The organism is Lentihominibacter sp. (genome assembly GCF_046951855.1).
Taxonomy (GTDB): Bacteria; Bacillota; Clostridia; order Peptostreptococcales; family Anaerovoracaceae; genus Lentihominibacter; species Lentihominibacter hominis.
Genome location: NZ_JBKTXS010000007.1, coordinates 39,205 through 57,739, shown reverse-complemented (window position 1 = coordinate 57,739; position 18,535 = coordinate 39,205). Strand labels below are relative to the sequence as shown.

Annotated in this window: 16 protein-coding genes; 11 read left to right on the top strand and 5 right to left on the bottom strand. The window is 39.6% G+C overall.

Annotated features, from left to right (window positions below; translation table 11 throughout):
* Positions 1-58: 58 nt before the first annotated feature.
* The 4 genes from ACLR96_RS03290 to ACLR96_RS03275 all read left to right on the top strand — a co-directional run bounded on the left by ACLR96_RS03290 (position 59) and on the right by ACLR96_RS03275 (position 5,541).
* Positions 59-1,828: a YgiQ family radical SAM protein gene (locus ACLR96_RS03290; protein WP_177270167.1), complete on the top strand. Its 1,770-nt coding sequence runs from the start codon at positions 59-61 to the stop codon at positions 1,826-1,828.
* Positions 1,825-3,135, top strand: coding sequence for a DNA methyltransferase (locus ACLR96_RS03285; protein ID WP_177270169.1), 1,311 nt, complete (start codon positions 1,825-1,827; stop codon positions 3,133-3,135). Before ACLR96_RS03290 ends, ACLR96_RS03285 begins: the two co-directional genes overlap by 4 nt.
* Positions 3,136-3,325: 190 nt before the next feature.
* Positions 3,326-4,924, top strand: coding sequence for a CTP synthase (locus tag ACLR96_RS03280; RefSeq protein WP_177270171.1), 1,599 nt, complete (start codon positions 3,326-3,328; stop codon positions 4,922-4,924).
* A gap of 29 nt (positions 4,925-4,953) precedes the next feature.
* Positions 4,954-5,541, top strand: a complete 588-nt coding sequence (locus ACLR96_RS03275; RefSeq protein ID WP_412265135.1) for a Pr6Pr family membrane protein — start codon at positions 4,954-4,956, stop codon at positions 5,539-5,541.
* Between the two features lie 65 nt (positions 5,542-5,606).
* On the opposite strand, the gene spoIIID is transcribed toward ACLR96_RS03275, so the two are convergent.
* Positions 5,607-5,864 (bottom strand): sporulation transcriptional regulator SpoIIID, encoded by a 258-nt coding sequence (spoIIID, locus tag ACLR96_RS03270; protein ID WP_177267771.1) that lies wholly within the window; start codon positions 5,862-5,864, stop codon positions 5,607-5,609.
* A 242-nt stretch (positions 5,865-6,106) separates the two neighbouring features.
* Here spoIIID and ACLR96_RS03265 point away from each other — a divergent pair, with 242 nt between their 5' ends.
* The 6 genes from ACLR96_RS03265 (at position 6,107) to ACLR96_RS03240 (ending at position 12,392) form a co-directional block, all read left to right on the top strand.
* Positions 6,107-7,129: a rod shape-determining protein gene (locus ACLR96_RS03265; protein WP_177267772.1), complete on the top strand. Its 1,023-nt coding sequence runs from the start codon at positions 6,107-6,109 to the stop codon at positions 7,127-7,129.
* Complete coding sequence (locus tag ACLR96_RS03260) at positions 7,126-8,253, top strand: THUMP domain-containing class I SAM-dependent RNA methyltransferase (RefSeq protein ID WP_177267773.1); 1,128 nt, start codon at positions 7,126-7,128, stop codon at positions 8,251-8,253. The genes ACLR96_RS03265 and ACLR96_RS03260 overlap by 4 nt, the downstream gene beginning before the upstream one ends.
* Before the next feature lie 122 nt (positions 8,254-8,375).
* Positions 8,376-9,371 (top strand): ornithine carbamoyltransferase, encoded by a 996-nt coding sequence (argF, locus tag ACLR96_RS03255; RefSeq protein ID WP_177267774.1) that lies wholly within the window; start codon positions 8,376-8,378, stop codon positions 9,369-9,371.
* Positions 9,372-9,463: 92 nt separating this feature from the next.
* Entirely contained in the window at positions 9,464-10,681 is a 1,218-nt protein-coding gene (gene arcA, locus ACLR96_RS03250) for an arginine deiminase (RefSeq protein ID WP_177267775.1), read from the top strand.
* 11 nt (positions 10,682-10,692) lie between these two features.
* A complete protein-coding gene (gene arcC / locus ACLR96_RS03245) occupies positions 10,693-11,640 on the top strand; it encodes a carbamate kinase (protein WP_177267776.1) in 948 nt (315 codons plus the stop codon).
* 134 nt (positions 11,641-11,774) lie between these two features.
* Complete coding sequence (locus tag ACLR96_RS03240; RefSeq protein WP_177267777.1) at positions 11,775-12,392, top strand: CYTH domain-containing protein; 618 nt, start codon at positions 11,775-11,777, stop codon at positions 12,390-12,392.
* A gap of 67 nt (positions 12,393-12,459) precedes the next feature.
* Here ACLR96_RS03240 and ACLR96_RS03235 read toward each other — a convergent pair whose 3' ends face one another.
* The 4 genes from ACLR96_RS03235 to ACLR96_RS03220 form a co-directional block, all read right to left on the bottom strand.
* A complete protein-coding gene (locus ACLR96_RS03235) occupies positions 12,460-13,038 on the bottom strand; it encodes a tRNA (mnm(5)s(2)U34)-methyltransferase (protein WP_177267778.1) in 579 nt (192 codons plus the stop codon).
* Between the two features lie 145 nt (positions 13,039-13,183).
* Positions 13,184-14,689, bottom strand: coding sequence for a Na+/H+ antiporter NhaC family protein (locus ACLR96_RS03230; RefSeq protein WP_177267779.1), 1,506 nt, complete (start codon positions 14,687-14,689; stop codon positions 13,184-13,186).
* Positions 14,690-14,711: 22 nt separating this feature from the next.
* On the bottom strand, positions 14,712-15,827 hold the full coding sequence (locus tag ACLR96_RS03225) for an alanine racemase (RefSeq protein ID WP_412265134.1): 1,116 nt from the start codon (positions 15,825-15,827) through the stop codon (positions 14,712-14,714).
* Positions 15,828-15,829: 2 nt separating this feature from the next.
* Positions 15,830-17,116 carry a cysteine desulfurase-like protein gene (locus tag ACLR96_RS03220; protein WP_177267780.1) on the bottom strand — a complete coding sequence of 429 codons (1,287 nt, stop codon included), beginning with the start codon at positions 17,114-17,116 and terminating at the stop codon, positions 15,830-15,832.
* A 187-nt stretch (positions 17,117-17,303) separates the two neighbouring features.
* On the opposite strand from ACLR96_RS03220, the gene ACLR96_RS03215 reads away from it, so the two are divergent.
* Positions 17,304-18,506, top strand: a complete 1,203-nt coding sequence (locus ACLR96_RS03215; RefSeq protein WP_177267781.1) for a PucR family transcriptional regulator — start codon at positions 17,304-17,306, stop codon at positions 18,504-18,506.
* Positions 18,507-18,535: the final 29 nt, after the last annotated feature.

Below are 18,535 nucleotides of genomic sequence, written 5' to 3'. Positions count from 1 at the left end.
TTAGTAAGCAGGCTATTGATTTTTTTGAACAGCTATTTTATCAGATTTGGGTGATTGAATGTTTTTGCCGGTGAATAAAAAGGATATGGAAGACAGAGGATGGGCGCAGGCTGATTTTGTGCTGATAACGGGTGATGCTTATGTAGATCACCCTTCTTTTGGAACGGCGATTATAAGCAGGATTTTGGAATCACACGGATTTAAGGTGGCTATACTTTCGCAGCCTGACTGGAAGAGTACAGAGGATTTTAAACGATTTGGAAAACCAAGGCTCGGTTTTCTTATAAACAGCGGAAATGTGGATTCCATGGTGAACCATTATTCTGTATTCAAACACAGAAGAAAAAGGGATGTGTATTCTCCGGGAGGCAAAACCGGAAAACGACCTGACCGCGCTGTTATAGTATACAGCAATAGAGCCAGAGAAGCGTATAAAGATATTCCTGTGATAATAGGGGGTCTTGAAGCAAGTCTTAGGAGACTTGGGCATTATGATTATTGGGATGATAAGGTTCGAAGGTCCATACTGATGGATTCGCGAGCAGACATTCTGATATATGGCATGGGTGAAAGAGCTGCTGTGGAGATTGCTGAGGCTTTAGATGCAGGAATACCTGTCGCAGAGATAGGATGGATAAGGGGAACGTGTGTAAGAAGCAAGTCTCCTGACATACAGGAAGGTGATATAGTTCTTCCTGAGTTTTCTGAGATAGCCTTATCTAAAGAGAGCTACTGCAGAAGCTTTGCAAAGCAGTACAGAAGTAATGACTCTGTACTCGGAATTCGTCTTATTGAGAAGTACGATAAAAACAATTATGTAGTCCAGAATCCCCCTCAGGAACCTCTTGAACAAGAGGAGTTGGACATGCTCTATGATTTGCCTTATATGCGTGATTATCACCCTTCTTATGAAAAAGAGGGAGGCGTTCCTGCTATAGAAGAGGTCAAGTTCAGCATAACAGCTAACAGAGGATGTTTTGGAGGGTGTGCTTTCTGTGCGATAACATATCATCAGGGGCGTGAAGTCAGAGCAAGAAGCAAAGAATCTGTTGTGAAGGAGGCTGGGCTGCTGAAACAGCAGAAAGGTTTTAAAGGGTATATACATGATATAGGTGGACCTACAGCTAATTTTAGAAAGCCTTCATGCCGAAAACAGGAAAGACACGGTATGTGTCAGCAAAAGGACTGTCTTTATCCTGAGCCATGTAGCCAGCTGGAGGTAGATCACAGTGAATATATGGATATTCTGAAAACAGTAAGAGAGATGGACGGCATAAAAAAGGTTTTCATTCGTTCGGGCATAAGATATGATTATCTTCTGGCAGATAAAGATCAGAGTTTTCTTAAGGAGTTATGCCGGCATCATGTAAGCGGGATACTGAAGGTAGCTCCGGAGCATATTTCACCAGGTGTCCTCAAGAACATGAGAAAACCTGCCAAAGAAGTGTTTGAACAGTTCAGTGACAAGTATAAAGCTATTAATAAAAGTTTGGGCATGAAACAATATATGGTACCCTATTTTATATCATCTCACCCGGGGAGCAGTCTCAAGGATGCGGTGGAGCTTGCTATATATATGAAAAAGACAGGATTCATACCGGATCAGGTGCAGGACTTTTATCCTACTCCGGGAACATTGGCAACCTGTATGTATTACACAGAAAGAGATCCTTTTACTATGGAAAAAATATATGTAGCTAAAACAGAAGAAGAGAAGAAAATGCAGAGAGCACTGCTACATTTCAATAAAAAGGAAAACTATAGTCTTGTAAAGAAAGCGTTAAAGAAAGCGGGGAGAGAAGATTTGACGGAGGTATTGCTCAGATGACGCTGTTTGAAGATGTTAAGGCTGCTTTTAATGAAGGGCTCAGACAGTTTGAGCTTATCATGGCAGAAAATGAGGAAGAATATCATATTTCTGAAGTTTATAATGGGGGCGGAATCGGAAAAGTGATACATGGAGATAATCTGTCACTGATGATAAATATGATAAGACAGGGGATGAGCGGCAGCTTACAGTTGATATATGTAGATCCGCCGTTTTTTTCTAATGAGAAATATCAGGCATCTGTCAGGATTATATCAGAGCGGATAGGCGCTGCTGATATTTTGAGGATAGGTGCTTATGATGACCGCTGGAGCCGGGGGCTTAGAGAGTACCTTACGATGTTGACTGTTAGGTTTCTTTTGATGAGGGAACTTCTCTCTGACAGAGGGTGTTTGTGGGTTCATCTGGACTGGCATGTAGTACATTATGTTAAGATAATAATGGACGAGATTTTTGGCGCCGATAATTTTATCAATGAGGTGGTGTGGACATATAAATCCGGGGGTGCCAATAAACGAAGTTTTGCAAGAAAACATGACAATCTTCTTTTTTATGCAAAGGGAAAGGAATATCTTTTTAAAACTCAGAAAGAGAAGTCATATAACAGGGAGTATAAGCCGTACAGATTCAAAGGTATAGAAGAATTTTGCGATGATATGGGCTGGTACACCTTGGTCAATATGAAAGATGTGTGGAGTATAGATATGGTAGGAAGAACGTCTGTAGAGAGGAGTGGATATGCTACTCAGAAACCGGAGAAGTTACTGGAACGCATAATAAAATCATGCAGCGATGAAGGAGACTTGTGTGCTGATTTTTTTGCAGGCTCAGGTACATTGGGAGCTGTGTGCCGGAAGCTGGGAAGAAAATGGATAATGTGTGATGAAAGCAGACTTTCGGTATCCTGTCAGATTGAAAGACTGGGACGTCAGGGTGAATGCTTTGATGTTGAAAGATTTGAGCCTGAAATATGTGAGAACAGAGGAGAGATTATTCTGTCATTTAAAGATAACAGGATAGCGCTTGAACAGTATACTGTGAAAATCATGGATGATAAAAAAGGCGAATGTCTTGATGTGAAGGCTATCGAGCTTATAAAAAAATATTTGGAGGGAGACAGCCTCAGTCTGGTGAAATTCTGGAGCGTGGATTTTGATTATGATGGCAGGGTTCACAGAGCTGATAAGATTATGAAGCGCGGTGAAACAAGCTGTGAGACAGATGAATTTTCAGCGGGAGATAAAATAAGCGTTTGCGGATATGATGTGATGGGAAACAGGTTTTTTGCAGTAATTAGGGCTGATTAAAAAAAAGTTGCGTGAAAGAATACTCTGATGTATAATATCAGAGTAATTTTGTGCACAAAGAGATATATAAGAATAAGGAAGACGGCAATGTTTTGGGGTCTGGATTATCCTTCTCACCCGAAAAAGCCAGAAACCTTATCTTTTTTCTTTTTTGTGCATTTTTAATGTGAATTAAAGGAAGGTGGGGAATGTGAAGAAATATATTTTTGTTACAGGTGGTGTAGTTTCAGGATTGGGAAAAGGAATAACAGCGGCATCTCTGGGACGTCTGCTTAAGGATAGAGGAATCCGTGTTTCTGCTCAAAAGCTGGATCCGTATATAAATGTAGATCCCGGAACAATGAGCCCTTATCAGCATGGTGAAGTATACGTTACTGAGGACGGAGCAGAGACTGATCTTGATCTTGGCCATTATGAAAGATTCATAGATGAGAATCTTAATAAATACTCTAATCTGACTACCGGTAAAGTATACTGGAATGTTTTGAATAAGGAAAGAGAGGGGCAGTATCTTGGGAGTACTGTTCAGGTGATACCCCATATAACCAACGAAATAAAAGAATTCATATATAGTGCAGGAAAAAGAAGCGATGCCGAGGTGATGATAACAGAAATTGGCGGAACTGTGGGTGATATAGAAAGCCAGCCATTTTTGGAAGCCATAAGGCAGATATCTTTGGAGCAAGGAAAGGAAAATTGCCTTTTTATTCATGTTACTCTGGTTCCGTATCTTAAAAGTTCCGGCGAACATAAGTCCAAACCTACTCAGCATTCAGTAAAAGAGTTGCAGACAATGGGTATTTCTCCTGATATAATAGTTATGAGGTCAGATGAACCTATAGATAAAAGCATCAGAGAAAAAATATCTTTGTTCTGTAATGTTAAACCTGATTGTGTAATAGAGAATATGACTTTGCCTGTTTTGTACGAAGCTCCTATTATGCTTGAGAAATCAGGGTTTTCACAGATCGTTTTAAGAGAGCTGGGAATTAATGCAGGACCATGTGAAATGACAGAATGGAAGAGTATGATAGAAAGAATAAAAGCCAGAACAGAGTATGTGAAAATAGCTGTCGTAGGCAAATATGTCAAGCTTCATGATGCATATCTTTCTGTGGCGGAAGCTCTTAAACACGGAGGTTATGAAAACGGATGCCATATAAACATAAAATGGGTTGAAGCAGAGGATGTAACAGAAAATTCTGTGAAGGATATTTTCAAAGATATAGATGGGATACTGGTTCCGGGAGGATTTGGAGACAGAGGTATAGAGGGGAAGATAAACGCAGCCAGATATGCGCGTGAGAATTATATACCGTATTTTGGTATATGTCTGGGTATGCAGATTGCCGTAATAGAATTTGCGAGGAATATACTGGGAATAAAAGATGCCGATTCCGGTGAGTTTAATGAAAGCTGTTCTCATAAGGTTATAGATTTTATGCCTGATCAGTCGGCAGATATTCATAAAGGCGGCACCATGCGTCTGGGTGCATATCCATGTGTGGCGGCCGAAGGCAGCATAATTGAGAAAGCTTACGGAACAAAAAATATATCTGAGAGGCACAGACATAGATATGAATTCAACAATGATTACAGAAAAGATTTTGAAGAGGCGGGTATGAAAATATCCGGCACATCACCGGACGGACGGCTCGTAGAGGCGGTGGAGATAACAAAGCATCCTTATTATGTAGGCGTACAGTATCATCCGGAATTCAAAAGCAGACCGAACAAAGCGCATCCTCTGTTCAGAGAATTCATAAAAGCTGCGTACGAGAATAGATAGAATAAATACAGGAGGAAACATAAGAAAATATGTATATCAGAAACAATACTCTTGCGGTTATTTTCAGAGTAATTTTTATAATAGTGTGTGGGGCTGGCATTGTAATGAAATTAATGAGCATTGGTTTTGCCTTCAATACTGTACTGAGTGATTTCGCTTTTGTAGTTAATACTCTGGCACTTGTATATTTTGCATATTTGATAATCGCAAGGCCCGGATATGAACGGGGAGCTCTTCGGGGTGCTGTCACAATATATATGATAGTAATTTTCATAGTGTATTATTTTGTGTATTTCGGGGCTTCTGTATCACAGCCGTACGGTTTGTCTGTTGCGGGATATCTGCTTTATTTCGTATCTCCCGTTATGGCTGTATTTGACTATATTCTGTTTTGCAGAAAGGGAGAATTTACTGCATACAGCCCTGCTATATGGACGTTGATTCCCGTACTGTTTAACTTTTTAGTGTTTGCTGTAAACAAGATCGGATTATATATTCAGCCGGTGCCTTATTTTAATTTGATGGGAATGAATATGGTCGTGACGCTGTTTATGTTTTTGGGGATAAGTTACCTTTTGTTTGTTGTGGATAATATGATGGCGGGAAGACGAAAATAGATGTAATGTTGTTTGATATTTCAAGGAGGCAGTCTCAAATTTTATGTTGAGGCAGCCTCCTGTTTTTATCTCTGATGAATATGTAAGTATTTTTCTTTGGTAGCAAGACCGCCTCTGATGTGACGTTCGGCTTTGTTATTATCCAAGACTTCCTTTACTTCGGCGGCAAGCCCGGGATTTATTTCATGAAGCCTTTCGGTAATATCTTTGTGTACCGTGGATTTCGAAACCCTGAATTTGGCGGCTGTGCTTCTCACCGTTGCGCCGGTCTCAATGATATAATGGGCAAGCTCCAGCACCCGCTCCTCGATATAATCTTTCATAGTATTGACAGTTCACCACCCTATAATTTATTAACTTTAGCAGTCAAAACAATATATGTTTCAATTTTAAAAATATACTTGCTTTAGATTTTTTGTTAAAGAATAGGTATTTGCGTGGCAAGCTGCACACATCAAGCTGATGTTTTTAGTTATATACATATAAGAACAGATTTTTAGTGTAAATTTTATTTGTATGGCAAAACTAATCAATAACTGATAAAATGAAAGGAACGGGTGTTAATATGGTATTTAACGAAGAAGTCGGAATAGATCTGGGAACGGCAAATGTTTTGATATATGTAGACGGTAAAGGCATCGTGTTGGAAGAGCCGTCTGTAGTGGCTGTTAATAAAGATACTAAAGAGATTCTTGCAGTGGGAAGCGAGGCCAAGCGGATGATAGGAAGAACTCCGGGCAATATTGCTGCTGTAAGACCTCTCAGAGAAGGTGTTATTTCCGATTATGATATTACTGAGAAGATGCTGCAGTATTTTATAAAAAAAACGTGTGGAGGAAATAGATTTTTTAAACCCAGACTTGTGGTATGTGTGCCAAGCGGAGTGACTGAAGTAGAAAAGAGGGCAGTGAAAGAAGCTGCGCTTCAAGCAGGCGGACGGGCGGTATACCTTATAGAGGAGCCTGTAGCCGCTGCCATAGGGGCTGGCATAGATATTACTGCGCCGGAAGGAATTATGATAATAGATATAGGAGGAGGAACTACTGATATAGCAGTTATTTCCATGGGAGGTATAGTTACAAGTTCATCTGTAAAAATAGCAGGAGATAAATTTGATGATTATATAATCAAATATATGCGCAAGAAATATAATCTTTTTATCGGAGAGCGTATGGCAGAAAAACTTAAGCGTGAGATAGGAATGGCTTTTTCGCAGGAAGAATCTTTAACAACATTGTGTAAGGGCCGTGATCTTGTTACCGGGCTTCCGAGAACTGTGGAGGTAAGATCAGAAGAGATACTCGAAGCATTAGAGGAACCTTTGGATGTCATATGTGAGGCTACTCACGGAGTCTTGGAAAAAACTCCTCCTGAGCTGGCTGCCGATGTAGGAGAAAGAGGTATTGTAATAACAGGCGGAGGAGCTCACTTAAGGGGCCTTGACAGGCGTATAGAAGAACGTACAGGCATAAAAACGGTTGTAGCGGATGATGCAGATTTCTGTGTTGTCAGAGGTACCGGTGAATCACTTAAATTTATAGATGTGATAAGCAGAAACAGTTTAAATAGGAGAGAAACTTATATATGAGATTGGAACTTATAGCGACAGCAACATTTGGATTAGAAGCGGTAGTAAGAAGAGAAGTAGAAGCTTTGGGGTATAAGGTAATAAAAACGGAGGATGGCAAAGTAACATATCTTGGGGATGAGAGGGCCATAGTGCGGTCTAATCTGTGGCTTCGGAGCGCTGACAGAGTACTGCTTAAAATTGCTGAATTTGAAGCAGATGAATTTGAATCGCTTTTTCAGCAGATTAAGGCGCTTGCATGGGAGCAGTTTATACCGGCGGACGGAAAATTTACAGTGACAGGTTCGTCAGTCAAGTCAAAACTCCATAGCGTACCCGCATGTCAGAAAATCGTGAAAAAAGCAATCGTAGAAAAACTGAAAGAATTTTATGATGTAGATGTATTTGAGGAAAGCGGAGCTCAATATACTGTGAAAGCAACTTTATTAAAAGACCGGGTAACGGTAACCATTGATACCAGCGGAATCGGACTTCATAAAAGAGGCTACAGGCAGTCTGATGTAGCTGCCCCTATAAAGGAGACGCTGGCGGCAGCTCTTATACAGCTTTCCTTTTGGAATGACGGCAGGATTCTTATAGATCCATGCTGCGGATCGGGAACTATACCTATCGAAGCAGCTATGATAGGCAAGAATATTGCTCCGGGGCTCAACAGATCTTTTGCATGTGAAGATTGGGAAATAATAGATAAAACTATATTGAAAGAAGAAAAAAAACGAGCTTTTAGTGCTATCAAGACAGATATAAAACTTCAAATATATGGCTTTGATATAGATAAAAAGGCTGTTTTGGCAGCCAGACAGAATGCTGAAGAGGCAGGTGTAGATGACTGCATAGTATTTGGAAAAAACGATGTGGCAAATCTGAGATCTGCAGGGAAAAACGGTATAATCGTAACAAATCCTCCTTATGGAGAAAGAATAGGCGAACAGAAGCAGATAGAAAGTGTTTATCAGGCGTTTAACAAATTTTTTAAAATTAATCCTGATTGGTCTCTTTTTATGATAACTACAGATAAGGCTGCTGAGGAAAAAGTTATGGGGAGAAAAGCTGACAGACGCAGAAAGCTGTATAATGGAAGGCTTGAAACATGCTATTATCAGTTTCATGGAAAAAAGGCATGAGTTTCTGATGTGGTGTGATTGATATCCAAAGTATAATAAATTTTACTTAGATGGTTAATAATATGATATTATAGTGGCATATCAGACGAAAAATTTTGATTGAGAATAAAGGAGAATGAAAAATGGCTGTTAATTTGAAAGGAAGAAGTTTTTTAACACTTATGGATTTTACACCTGAGGAAATCAGGTATCTGTTGGACTTGTCAAGAGATCTTAAAGCAAAGAAAAGAGCTGGGATAAAAAATGAAGTTTTAAAAGGCAAGAATATTGTTCTTCTTTTTGAGAAGACATCCACCAGAACAAGATGTTCATTTGAAGTGGCTTGTCATGATGAAGGTGCATGTGTTACGTTTCTGGATTCAAAAAGTTCTCAGATGGGTAAAAAAGAAAGTCTTGAAGACTCGGCAAAGGTTCTGGGAAGGTTTTTTGACGGAATAGAATACAGAGGATATGAGCAGAGTGTTGTTGAGGATCTTGCTAAATATTCGGGTGTTCCTGTATGGAATGGTCTCACAGATGTTGATCACCCTACTCAGATACTGGCGGACATGCTTACTATAGAGGAGCATATAGATAAGCCTCTCAATAAGGTAAAAGTGGTATTCTGCGGGGATGTGAGAAATAATATGAGTTATGCATGGATGTACGGATGCGCTAAAATGGGTATGCATTTTGTAGCTTACGGTCCTGATGAACTTGCAAAGCAGATGGATGAAAAGATAATCTCCGAAGTTAAAAAAGTTGCTGAAAAGACAGGTGCAGTGATTGAGATATCTTCTTCAGAGAACTGCCTGAAAGATGCAGATGTTATCTATACCGATATATGGGCTTCTATGGGTGAAGAAGAGGAGATACCTGAGAGAGTAAAGCTGCTCACTCCATATAAGGTGACTATGGAAATGCTTGATAAAACGGAAAATCCCGATGTTATTTTCCTCCATTGCCTTCCGTCTTTTCATGATTTTGAAACTGATATGGCCAGAGAACAAAAAGAAAAGGGCTACGATATAAGAGAAGTAACAGATGAAGTATTCAGAAGCAGACATTCCAAAGTATTTGATGAAGCAGAAAACAGAATGCATACAATAAAAGCGGTTATTGTTGCAACAATAGGATAAAGCCTTTTTCCGGACTTAAGTTAGGTAAAAAACTCAAGGAGGCGGAGCTTATCTGCTTTCGGAGATAATAAACAGACGAAAGGAAAATTTTAATGAAACCCGGAATAAACAATTATTCAGAAATAGGCAAATTAAATAAGGTACTTCTTCACAGGATAGGGAATGAAATAGAAGGTTTGGTCCCTGATAATTTTGAGCGCCTGTTGTTTGATGATATCCCTTATCTCAAAGTTGCTCAGCAGGAACATGATAAATTTGCTGATCTTCTGAGAGCGAATGATGTTGAAGTGATCTATTATGTGGATGAAACTGTGAAAGCGCTGAAAGACAGGAAGGTCAGACAGGAATTTATTAGAAAATTCGTAAGTGAAAGTGATATACACTCGGAAGCGGTAAAAGAAGCTCTTGAAGAATATCTTATGGGAATGACTGTAAAAGAGATGGTGGAAAAGGTAATATCGGGAGTAAAGAAAAGTGAGCTTGACGTAAAATCCAATTCTCTTGCTGACTATATTTCGTCGGGATATCCGTATTATACAGATCCTATGCCGAATCTTTACTTTACAAGGGATCAGGGGGCCTGTGTGGGAAACGGAGTCAGTATTCATCATATGAGTACCATGGCAAGAAGACGGGAAGCTTTATTGCTTCAGTATATGTTTAAGTACAGCAAGTCTTTTGCTCCGGATGGAACTAATCTCTGGTATGATTACGATCAGGCTTATTCCATCGAAGGTGGAGATGTACTGGTGCTGTCTGACGAGATAGTGGCAATAGGCTTGTCTCAGAGAACAACAGTTGCGGGAATAGAGCAGTTTGCCAAGAATATATTGGATGAATCTACTTTCCAGAAGATACTTGTATTTGATATTCCGAAGTGCAGAGCGTTCATGCATCTTGACACTGTATTCACTATGGTGGATTTTGACAAGTTTACTATTCATCCGGAGATAGAAGGACCGCTTCAGCTTTTTGAGATAACCCTCGGAAAGGACGGCAACGCTCGTTTCAACAGCATACAGGACGAACTTGAAAATATTCTCAAAATAGAGTTGGGGCTTCCGGCTGTTGATCTCATAAGATGCGGCGGAAACGACGCTCAGGCGGCTCAGAGAGAACAATGGAACGATGGATCCAATACCTTAGCCATTGCTCCGGGAACTGTTGTAACATATGAGAGAAATTATGTTACAAACGATCTTCTTGATAAAAAAGGCGTTAAGGTTCTTACTATTCCAAGCTCTGAGCTGTCAAGAGGAAGAGGCGGTCCAAGATGTATGAGTTGTCCTGTAAACAGAGATGATTTATAGGAGAAAATGATATGAGTACAGAGAAAATCGTGGTGGCTTTAGGCGGTAATGCTTTGCAGTCGGGGAATGGCCCGGCTACGGCGCAATCTCAGCTTGAAGTCGTAAGAAAAACTTGTGAGCATATTGCTGCCATAAGCGCTATGGGGTACGAAATAGCGGTGGTTCACGGTAATGGGCCTCAGGTAGGCCGTATAGTGATGGCATCAGAAGCTGCTGACCAGGTAACGCCTGCGATGCCATTTGATGTCTGCGGAGCTATGTCTCAGGGATATATAGGCTATCACATACAACAGTGTCTCAAATATGCCCTTAATAAAAGCAACAGAAACATTCCTGTTGTGACAGTGGCTACGCAGATGATAGTGGATGCCAAGGATCCTGCTTTCAGTAATCCTACAAAGCCTATAGGTCCGTTTTATACACAGGAAGAGGCCAAGGTGCTTGAGCAGGAAAGAGGTTATATTATGAAAGAGGATTCAGGGAGAGGCTACAGAAGAGTTGTGGCCTCACCGCTTCCTCAGAGGATCGTTGAGATAGAGGCTGTGAAGCAGTTATGGGATCATTCTATAGTTATAACATGCGGAGGCGGGGGGATTCCTGTGATAGAAAATCCGGATGGAACACTTGAAGGTGTAGCAGCAGTCATAGATAAGGATTTTGCGGCAGAGCTTTTAGCGGAAAAAGTTGATGCTGATATATTGATGATACTCACAGAAGTAGAGAAAGTATCTATTAATTTCAAAAAGCCAAATCAACAGGACTTGTCCCGGATGACTCTTGCTGAGGCTGCGCGATATGTGCAGGAAGGCCAGTTTCCGGCAGGAAGTATGCTTCCTAAAGTGGAGGCAGCCATGAAATTTGTTAGAACTTATCCTAACAAAAGGGCTATAATTACATCTCTTGACAAAGCTGTAGAAGCTCTGGACGGTAAAACAGGAACATCCATAACTTTCAATTGAGAGTTATGTAGATTTTCAACTTTTTGTTAAAAAATTATTTACTTGCTTTAAAGAATATTAAGTGATATTATCATAAGGTCAACTTTTCATAGAATAGACAAAACATATATTAATAAGAATCGAGAAGGTAATACATGGAGATAGAATTAAAGTACAGTATACCGACACCGAAGGTGGCGGATGATATTTGGAAAGATAAATTATTCTTCAACTTTGAGGAAATGAATTCCAGAGAAGAGATATGTTTTATCGCTAAGTATTTTGACACATCTGATTGTGATTTGGCGAAACATGACTTGGTATACAGAGTCAGAAAAGAAGGCAGCAAATGGATAGCATCATTGAAGTGGAAGGGATATAATGAAGGCGCTCTTCATAAAAGAGAGGAGATCAATGTTCCTGTAGATGATGATATTCCTGATCCTAAAGTTTTCAAAGAAAGCGAAATGGGAACGGTGCTTATGAAGCTTATAGGAGACAAGCCTTTGGAAAGTTTGCTTGAGACGAGATTTAAAAGAAGACGTTTCAGAATAGATACTCAAAAAGGCATATTTGAATTATCCATAGATCAGGGCGAGATCGTAACGCCTTATGGCAAAGAACCTATTTCTGAAGTCGAGATAGAGCTTTTTTCCGGGGAAACAAAGGAGCTTGAAGCTCTCGGAAAATCGCTCTGTGAAAAGTACAACCTTGAGAAGGAAGAGAGAAGTAAATATTCAAGAGGAATAGCGATAATAAAAGCAAATGTATAATAATATAAAAGGACATATTTTAATATGTCCTTTTTCTATTTAAGTATACATTATGCAAAATAGTAAATTATCGTTTTTTTGTTATGAGAAGTATTTCAGGAGGATTGTTTTTCTGATTTATCATGTTAATATATGCCGCATGGTATTTTTTGCTGTCAAGAGAAGCTGATATATTAAGAAGAGTTTCTTTTTCGTCCTTTCCTTCATCATGACCGCTGTACATTGTTATACATATAAGGCCGTTTGTATCCAGTAGATTTAAGGCTTTTTTTACAGCAATTACAGTTGAGCTATTTGATGTTGCAATGTTCTTGTTTCCGCCGGGAAGATATCCTAAGTTAAATGTGAAAGCTTTTACAGGTTGATTTATATAGAAATCTATATTTTCATGTGAATCACAGATAAGCTGAATGGAACCGTCATCCAGGCGACTTTGATATCCGTTTGCCATAAGCAGCTGACGGGTGTTTAATATTGCCTGATCCATGATATCGAAGGCATAAAGTTTTGCGGGGCATTTTTTTGCCAGATTAAGAGTATCATATCCGTTTCCGCACGTGGCATCCACTAAAATATCTCCTTCTTCTATATAACCTGATGTGATATACATGGCTAGCTGTGTAGTGGTTTGTATTATATTCGACATTTATGTTTCACATCCTTATGATTGCGATAGTAAATTGTCTCCTATATATGCTTATTAAAGCATATATAGGAGAATTTATGAGTTTTATGTATTGTATAATTTATTGTAATTGATGTTTAAGATGATTTCAACAGTATTGTATGCTTCATATTTTATCAGCAGGCTGACTGTTATTGGGGATATTAGCTGCTGAAAGATTTTTCTTGAGATGTACCTGTGGTTCTGCCGGGATAGCAAATTTAGGGATAAAGCGGTCCCATCCTGTCAATGTGAGGATGAGAAGGGAGCCTATTGAAATCCATGCAAAGAAGTTCAGGCTCAATAGATCCATTGCAGTAAACGAAGCCAGAGGATAAACTGCTGCGCAAAGACCGACGTAATAAATATTACACACATGCCAAGGTATAAGTTCGCCTGCCAGAACTCCTATGGCATCGCCATACATGGCGTTTCTGCATCGGAGCTCATACAGGTCTTTTTCATTTCCTTCTACATTATCGTCTACCACTTCTTTTATAACAGGTCCCATCGTAGCCATCTGCGCTTGATCGTCAGACAAAAGCATATTACCTATGATACATAAAACTGCGTTCCAGAACATCAAGTGGCGGACTTTTTTGGAGGCTTTGAGGCAGAATAATGCCAATGGCCTGAAAGCATCCATTTCTCTCATGACTCCTCCGAAGGCTATGACCCACATTACCATGATAACTATCCAGCTGCCTGCATCAGCAAAGGAATCATATATCTGCTGCATGAAATCGCCGAAGGATGTTATAGTTCCTATAAAGGCACCCATTACCGTGGCGCTTACAATACCGGCAGCTAAGCAAGTAAGAGTCGGAAGCCGCAGCACTGCAAGGAGAATTATTATGGCGATAGGTATCATCATCCACAGAGGTATATTTCCGTCCTGAACCTGATTGAGCAGATCCACTGCAGCAGGTCTTTCTTCTTCCAGGGCTGTCCAAGCATTCTGAGGTATGTTTGATATAGCTTGGGATGCGTTTGCAGTTTCAGAAGGAAGCTTCATCACCAAACCAGTAACATAAAAGCATATCGAAGATATAGCTACACAGCCTAAAGACCAAGCAAGCTGCTTTCGGAATCTGTCAACGACTTGGACTTCTTGTATAGCACATGTCATAATAGTAGTGTCTGAAATAAGAGCTACATTGTCGCCAAAAGCTGCACCTCCTGCACATGCGCACATAGTAAGTACAGGATCTCCGCCTACAATGTGGCTCATCCACATGAAAATCGGTATAGTGGCTGCATATGTTCCCCATGATGTACCGGTTCCTACAGATAATATACATGTTACTATAAATGCTATCACAGCAACATTACTTCCACTGATTCCTATTTTTAAAGCAGCCATTATAACACTTGCCCCTACGCCTGTGGTCATGAAGAAAGCTGCTACTCCATAGGCCAGCATAAAGATAAAAAATACCATAATCGCATTTTTGACATTGACCATCGCACTGTCCATGACATCCATGACTTTGCGTTTAGTAGTTATCTTGCATACTATGACAGCGTATAGGAATGCCATCGGAGCAGCCATCAGCATGTCAAATCCTGACATGACCAGCCCACAGAGGACGAAGATAGGCGACAGTTTAAACAACATAATTAGTGCTTTCATTTTTCCTCTCCTTATAAAATCATTAGATTGTTCGGATGTTTACATATCGATTACCTGTAAGATACATGAGAGACGGATAACTGAGGTCGAATTCAAGGATATCGCCTACTGCTATATTTTCGGGGCAGTCTTCAATATCTACAATACAGTGATCGCTGCTGCTTCCGATCACACGTACGCCGCAAGTCCTTGGGAATATTTTATCGTCAAGGGCAAAATCAAGTTTTCCCATCGCAACGAGAGCTCTCTTCCGTACGCCCAGATCTTCGTATTGAGGTTTTCTGCCAAAACAGTCGATAAAAATTTCCCCTACTGGATGTGTTGGCTTTTCTTTTACCTCTATGACTTCTGCTTTCAGAGTAAAGACGTCTTGGTACATAGAATTCATATCAAGTCCCCATATTTCCTTGAGATCGTAAGATAGAAGTATCCCTTCTCCGATCCTCAAATGATTGATACGGCAGGGCATTGTACCGTTTAATACGAGAGGATAGGAACTTGTGGCTCCTCCTGAAATGATCTCCAGTTTTCTTCCGATTTTGGATTCTACTATTTGAGCGATATCTGAAAGTTCTTCCATTTTTTTTGTATTGGGTTTAATAGATCCGTAACATCCCAGATTTGTACCGACTCCTTTAAGGTCAATGTTTTCCAGCTCGTTTTCGATATAGATTGCGGCTTTCGTCAATTCGTGTTTATTCCAAAAACCTTCTCTTAGATCTCCGAGATCTGCCATCAGGATTACCCCATGTCGTTTTTTGAATTTACTACAGGCTTTATTTATGGCTTTTATCACAGATATTTCGCTTTCAAGACTGAGATCTGCGTACATGGCCACCTCTTCTGCTTCTGATATCATAGGTATCCTCACAAGAAGGAATTCTGTATCAGTCATGCCTGAATTCTTCAGATCTATTATCTGATCAATTCTGGATGTGCCCAGCTGTATGCAGCCGGCATCAAGCATAGTTCGGCCTACTTCGGCAATACCGTTGCAGCCTTTGATTATTCCTGCGATTTTGATTGAAGATTTTTTGCAATTGTCTACTGTTATTTTTGCATTATGGTATAGCTTTTTTAGATTTACTGTCACCATAGGATATTGAGTTTTGTTGATACAATTTGTCTGTATAGTCATTTTTATTCTCCAAAGGAATTGTATTCTCCTGCTGCAATTGAGTTTACGGTACTTAACACTCTGTCTATGTCCGCTTCAGTGCAGTAAGGTGCAAGTCCGAGTCTGATGACTCCTCCGCTTTCAGAAAGTCCCATAGCTTCGATAGCTTCTACTGCGTAAAAATCACCGTTCCATGAGTTTATGGCTTTTGATCCGAATATTCTTGTAACAAAATCAGGATTGTATTTATCCATTGTGAATACCACTGTCGGAGTTCTCGGTTCGCCTTCTGCAGGTCCGTAAACATTTACCCCTTCGATTCGGCGGAGGCCTTTTCTAAGTTTTTCAGCAAGAGGAGCTTCATAGGTGTCTATAGCAAGCATACCTGCAACTATATTCTTGCGCCGGCCGTCAAGGCCTCGTAATTCATCGATGAATTCATCGGCATATTTTTCACCCAGAGAAGCGATGAAATTGACGGCCTCCCGGATACCGCAAAGCTGTTCATATTGAGGCGTTCCCATATGGAATTTTCTTGCTCCTTCTTTGATGTCATCTGCTTTTGCATTGTTAAAATCAAGTCTTGCGATGATTTCTTTTTTTAGATAGATGACTCCCATGTGAGGGCCAAACCATTTATACGGTGAGCAGAGAAGGGCATCTGTATCTATGTCTTTTACATCTATCGGAAGATGAGCTGCATAATGTACTGCATCTACGACAGTTATTGCGCCATAACGGTGAGCAGCATCGATAAATTTTTTTACATCTGTGATGGTTCCAAGAGCATTTGAAGCCCAATTTATGGCAACAACTTTAGTTTTTTCTGAAAGTTTGGATTCAAAGTCTTGGAAATCCAGTTGTTGTGTATCAGTATCGAGGCGGACTGTTTTCACGATACAGCCTAACCTTTCTAAAGATTTCCACGGAGCACTGTTGCATCTGTGGTCTATCTCAGTGATTATAAGTTCATCGCCTGGTTTAAACTCTTTTGAAAGGTTAATGGCCAGATTGTAGCAGTTTTGCGTTGAAGAACAGTTAAATCCGATTTCTTCTGGTTCACATCCCAGAAAATCGGCTGCAGCTTCTCTTGCGGATGCTTCAATATTTCTTGCTTGAAGCCCTGCTTTAAAGTTACCGTCTTCATTAGCATTATCGTTTATTAAATATCCTGTGATTGCATTTAATACCTGATGGGGAACTTGGGTACCTCCGGGGCCGTCCAGATATGCGATAGGGATTCCGTCAATTTCGAGGCTGCATGCCGGAAATTGCCTGCGTACTTCTTCTACATCAAATTTAAAACTCATTTTCAGTTACCTCCTGGAATTCAGTTATAAAGTATAGTTTTTATTATATATAGTTTTCAGAATATTTCTATTGTTTAAACTCTATAATTTGCAATCTTACATTTGGACTTTGTACAAATATAAAAAGCAAATAGTTTTTAAAAATATCGAGAGAATGGTATAATAAATAATATAGGAGGATATTCTTATGTTAACTGTTTCGGATTTGATGCTGTCGCCGCTTTTTTCCACTGTAAGGCTTGCTGCGGGTAAAAGTGGGCTGAGTAATAATGTACTTTATATAGGTTTTCTGGATTGGGAAGATTCTGAGCAGATACCTCAATATTTCAATGCGGGAGAAATAGTCATTACGACTTTGCTCAAGGCAAAGGATGACAGGCAGAAAGCGGAGAATTATTTAAAGGCGCTTATAATAAATAATAGTTCAGCTATTTTAATAAAAGATATTTATTATAAAGAAATTTCAAAAGAAATAGAGGAGTTTGCTGAGGAAAAGCATGTTCCGATATTCTTTTTTAGTGATGTTTATATAGATGATATGATCCATGAAGTGAAGAAACAGCTTGAGATCGACAGTGAATCGGCAAATTATGAATCTGTGCTGGATGATATTTTTAATCGGCCTAAAATGTCTGCTGACGAACTGAGACCGCTTATAGGCCAGATAAATCCCTACTTTTACAGAAAGGCTTTTATTTCTGTGTATGTATCAGATGACGATAAGAAATGTTCCGGCAGGATAAATTCGCTGTATGAATATATACATAATAATCGTAATTTGCTTGAGAATATAAAGAGAGAGGGTCTTCATACAGTATATTCACGTCTTATATATAAAAGAGGAATATTGATTATAATATCCTTTGATTCCGATGAGAATGTGAAAATAGAAGAATATGAAAGAGCTTTGCTGAAACGTTTTCTCGCTGATAATAATTTTAAACATACAAGGATAGGAGTGGGATGCGGATACTCCGAACGGGAATTTTCTTTTGCAGTAAGAAATTCTATTTTTGCTAATGTGAATTGTATAATAAATGACAAACCATTTCTATGTTTTGATGAGTCCGACAGTGATTACAGTATGTTTGCGGCCGCAAATGAAGGTTCTGTGCAAAGATGGTGCAAAAAAACAGAGACAGCGTTGTTGTCTCCGGCGGCAAAACATATTCCTCTTTTGGAAACGGTTTTGACATTGGCCAGATGTGGAGGAAATGTGGAACAGGCGTCAAATATCCTCTGCCAGCATAAAAATACGATACGTTACAGAATAGAACGGATAGGAGAAATTTTTGATGCCGAAAATAATATGGTTCTTTACGGCAGACTTTACTTTTTTACCAGGATATATCTTTCTTTTCCTTATCTCAAAATGTTTTTTAATATGTAGAAAATATCAATATAGCCTGTCGAGTTTTT

Excerpts from the sequence above, each read along its gene's own strand:
- ACLR96_RS03265 (WP_177267772.1), top strand. The coding sequence starts at position 6,107 with ATGGTATTTAACGAAGAAGTCGGAATAGATCTGGGAACGGCAAATGTT.
- ACLR96_RS03215 (WP_177267781.1), top strand. The coding sequence starts at position 17,304 with ATGTTAACTGTTTCGGATTTGATGCTGTCGCCGCTTTTTTCCACTGTA.
- ACLR96_RS03230 (WP_177267779.1), bottom strand. The coding sequence starts at position 14,689 with ATGAAAGCACTAATTATGTTGTTTAAACTGTCGCCTATCTTCGTCCTC.
- ACLR96_RS03235 (WP_177267778.1), bottom strand. The coding sequence starts at position 13,038 with ATGTCGAATATAATACAAACCACTACACAGCTAGCCATGTATATCACA.
- ACLR96_RS03275 (WP_412265135.1), top strand. The coding sequence starts at position 4,954 with ATGTATATCAGAAACAATACTCTTGCGGTTATTTTCAGAGTAATTTTT.
- arcC (WP_177267776.1), top strand. The coding sequence starts at position 10,693 with ATGAGTACAGAGAAAATCGTGGTGGCTTTAGGCGGTAATGCTTTGCAG.
- ACLR96_RS03225 (WP_412265134.1), bottom strand. The coding sequence starts at position 15,827 with ATGACTATACAGACAAATTGTATCAACAAAACTCAATATCCTATGGTG.
- ACLR96_RS03285 (WP_177270169.1), top strand. The coding sequence starts at position 1,825 with ATGACGCTGTTTGAAGATGTTAAGGCTGCTTTTAATGAAGGGCTCAGA.
- ACLR96_RS03260 (WP_177267773.1), top strand. The coding sequence starts at position 7,126 with ATGAGATTGGAACTTATAGCGACAGCAACATTTGGATTAGAAGCGGTA.
- ACLR96_RS03220 (WP_177267780.1), bottom strand. The coding sequence starts at position 17,116 with ATGAGTTTTAAATTTGATGTAGAAGAAGTACGCAGGCAATTTCCGGCA.
- arcA (WP_177267775.1), top strand. The coding sequence starts at position 9,464 with ATGAAACCCGGAATAAACAATTATTCAGAAATAGGCAAATTAAATAAG.
- ACLR96_RS03240 (WP_177267777.1), top strand. The coding sequence starts at position 11,775 with ATGGAGATAGAATTAAAGTACAGTATACCGACACCGAAGGTGGCGGAT.
- argF (WP_177267774.1), top strand. The coding sequence starts at position 8,376 with ATGGCTGTTAATTTGAAAGGAAGAAGTTTTTTAACACTTATGGATTTT.
- ACLR96_RS03290 (WP_177270167.1), top strand. The coding sequence starts at position 59 with ATGTTTTTGCCGGTGAATAAAAAGGATATGGAAGACAGAGGATGGGCG.
- spoIIID (WP_177267771.1), bottom strand. The coding sequence starts at position 5,864 with ATGAAAGATTATATCGAGGAGCGGGTGCTGGAGCTTGCCCATTATATC.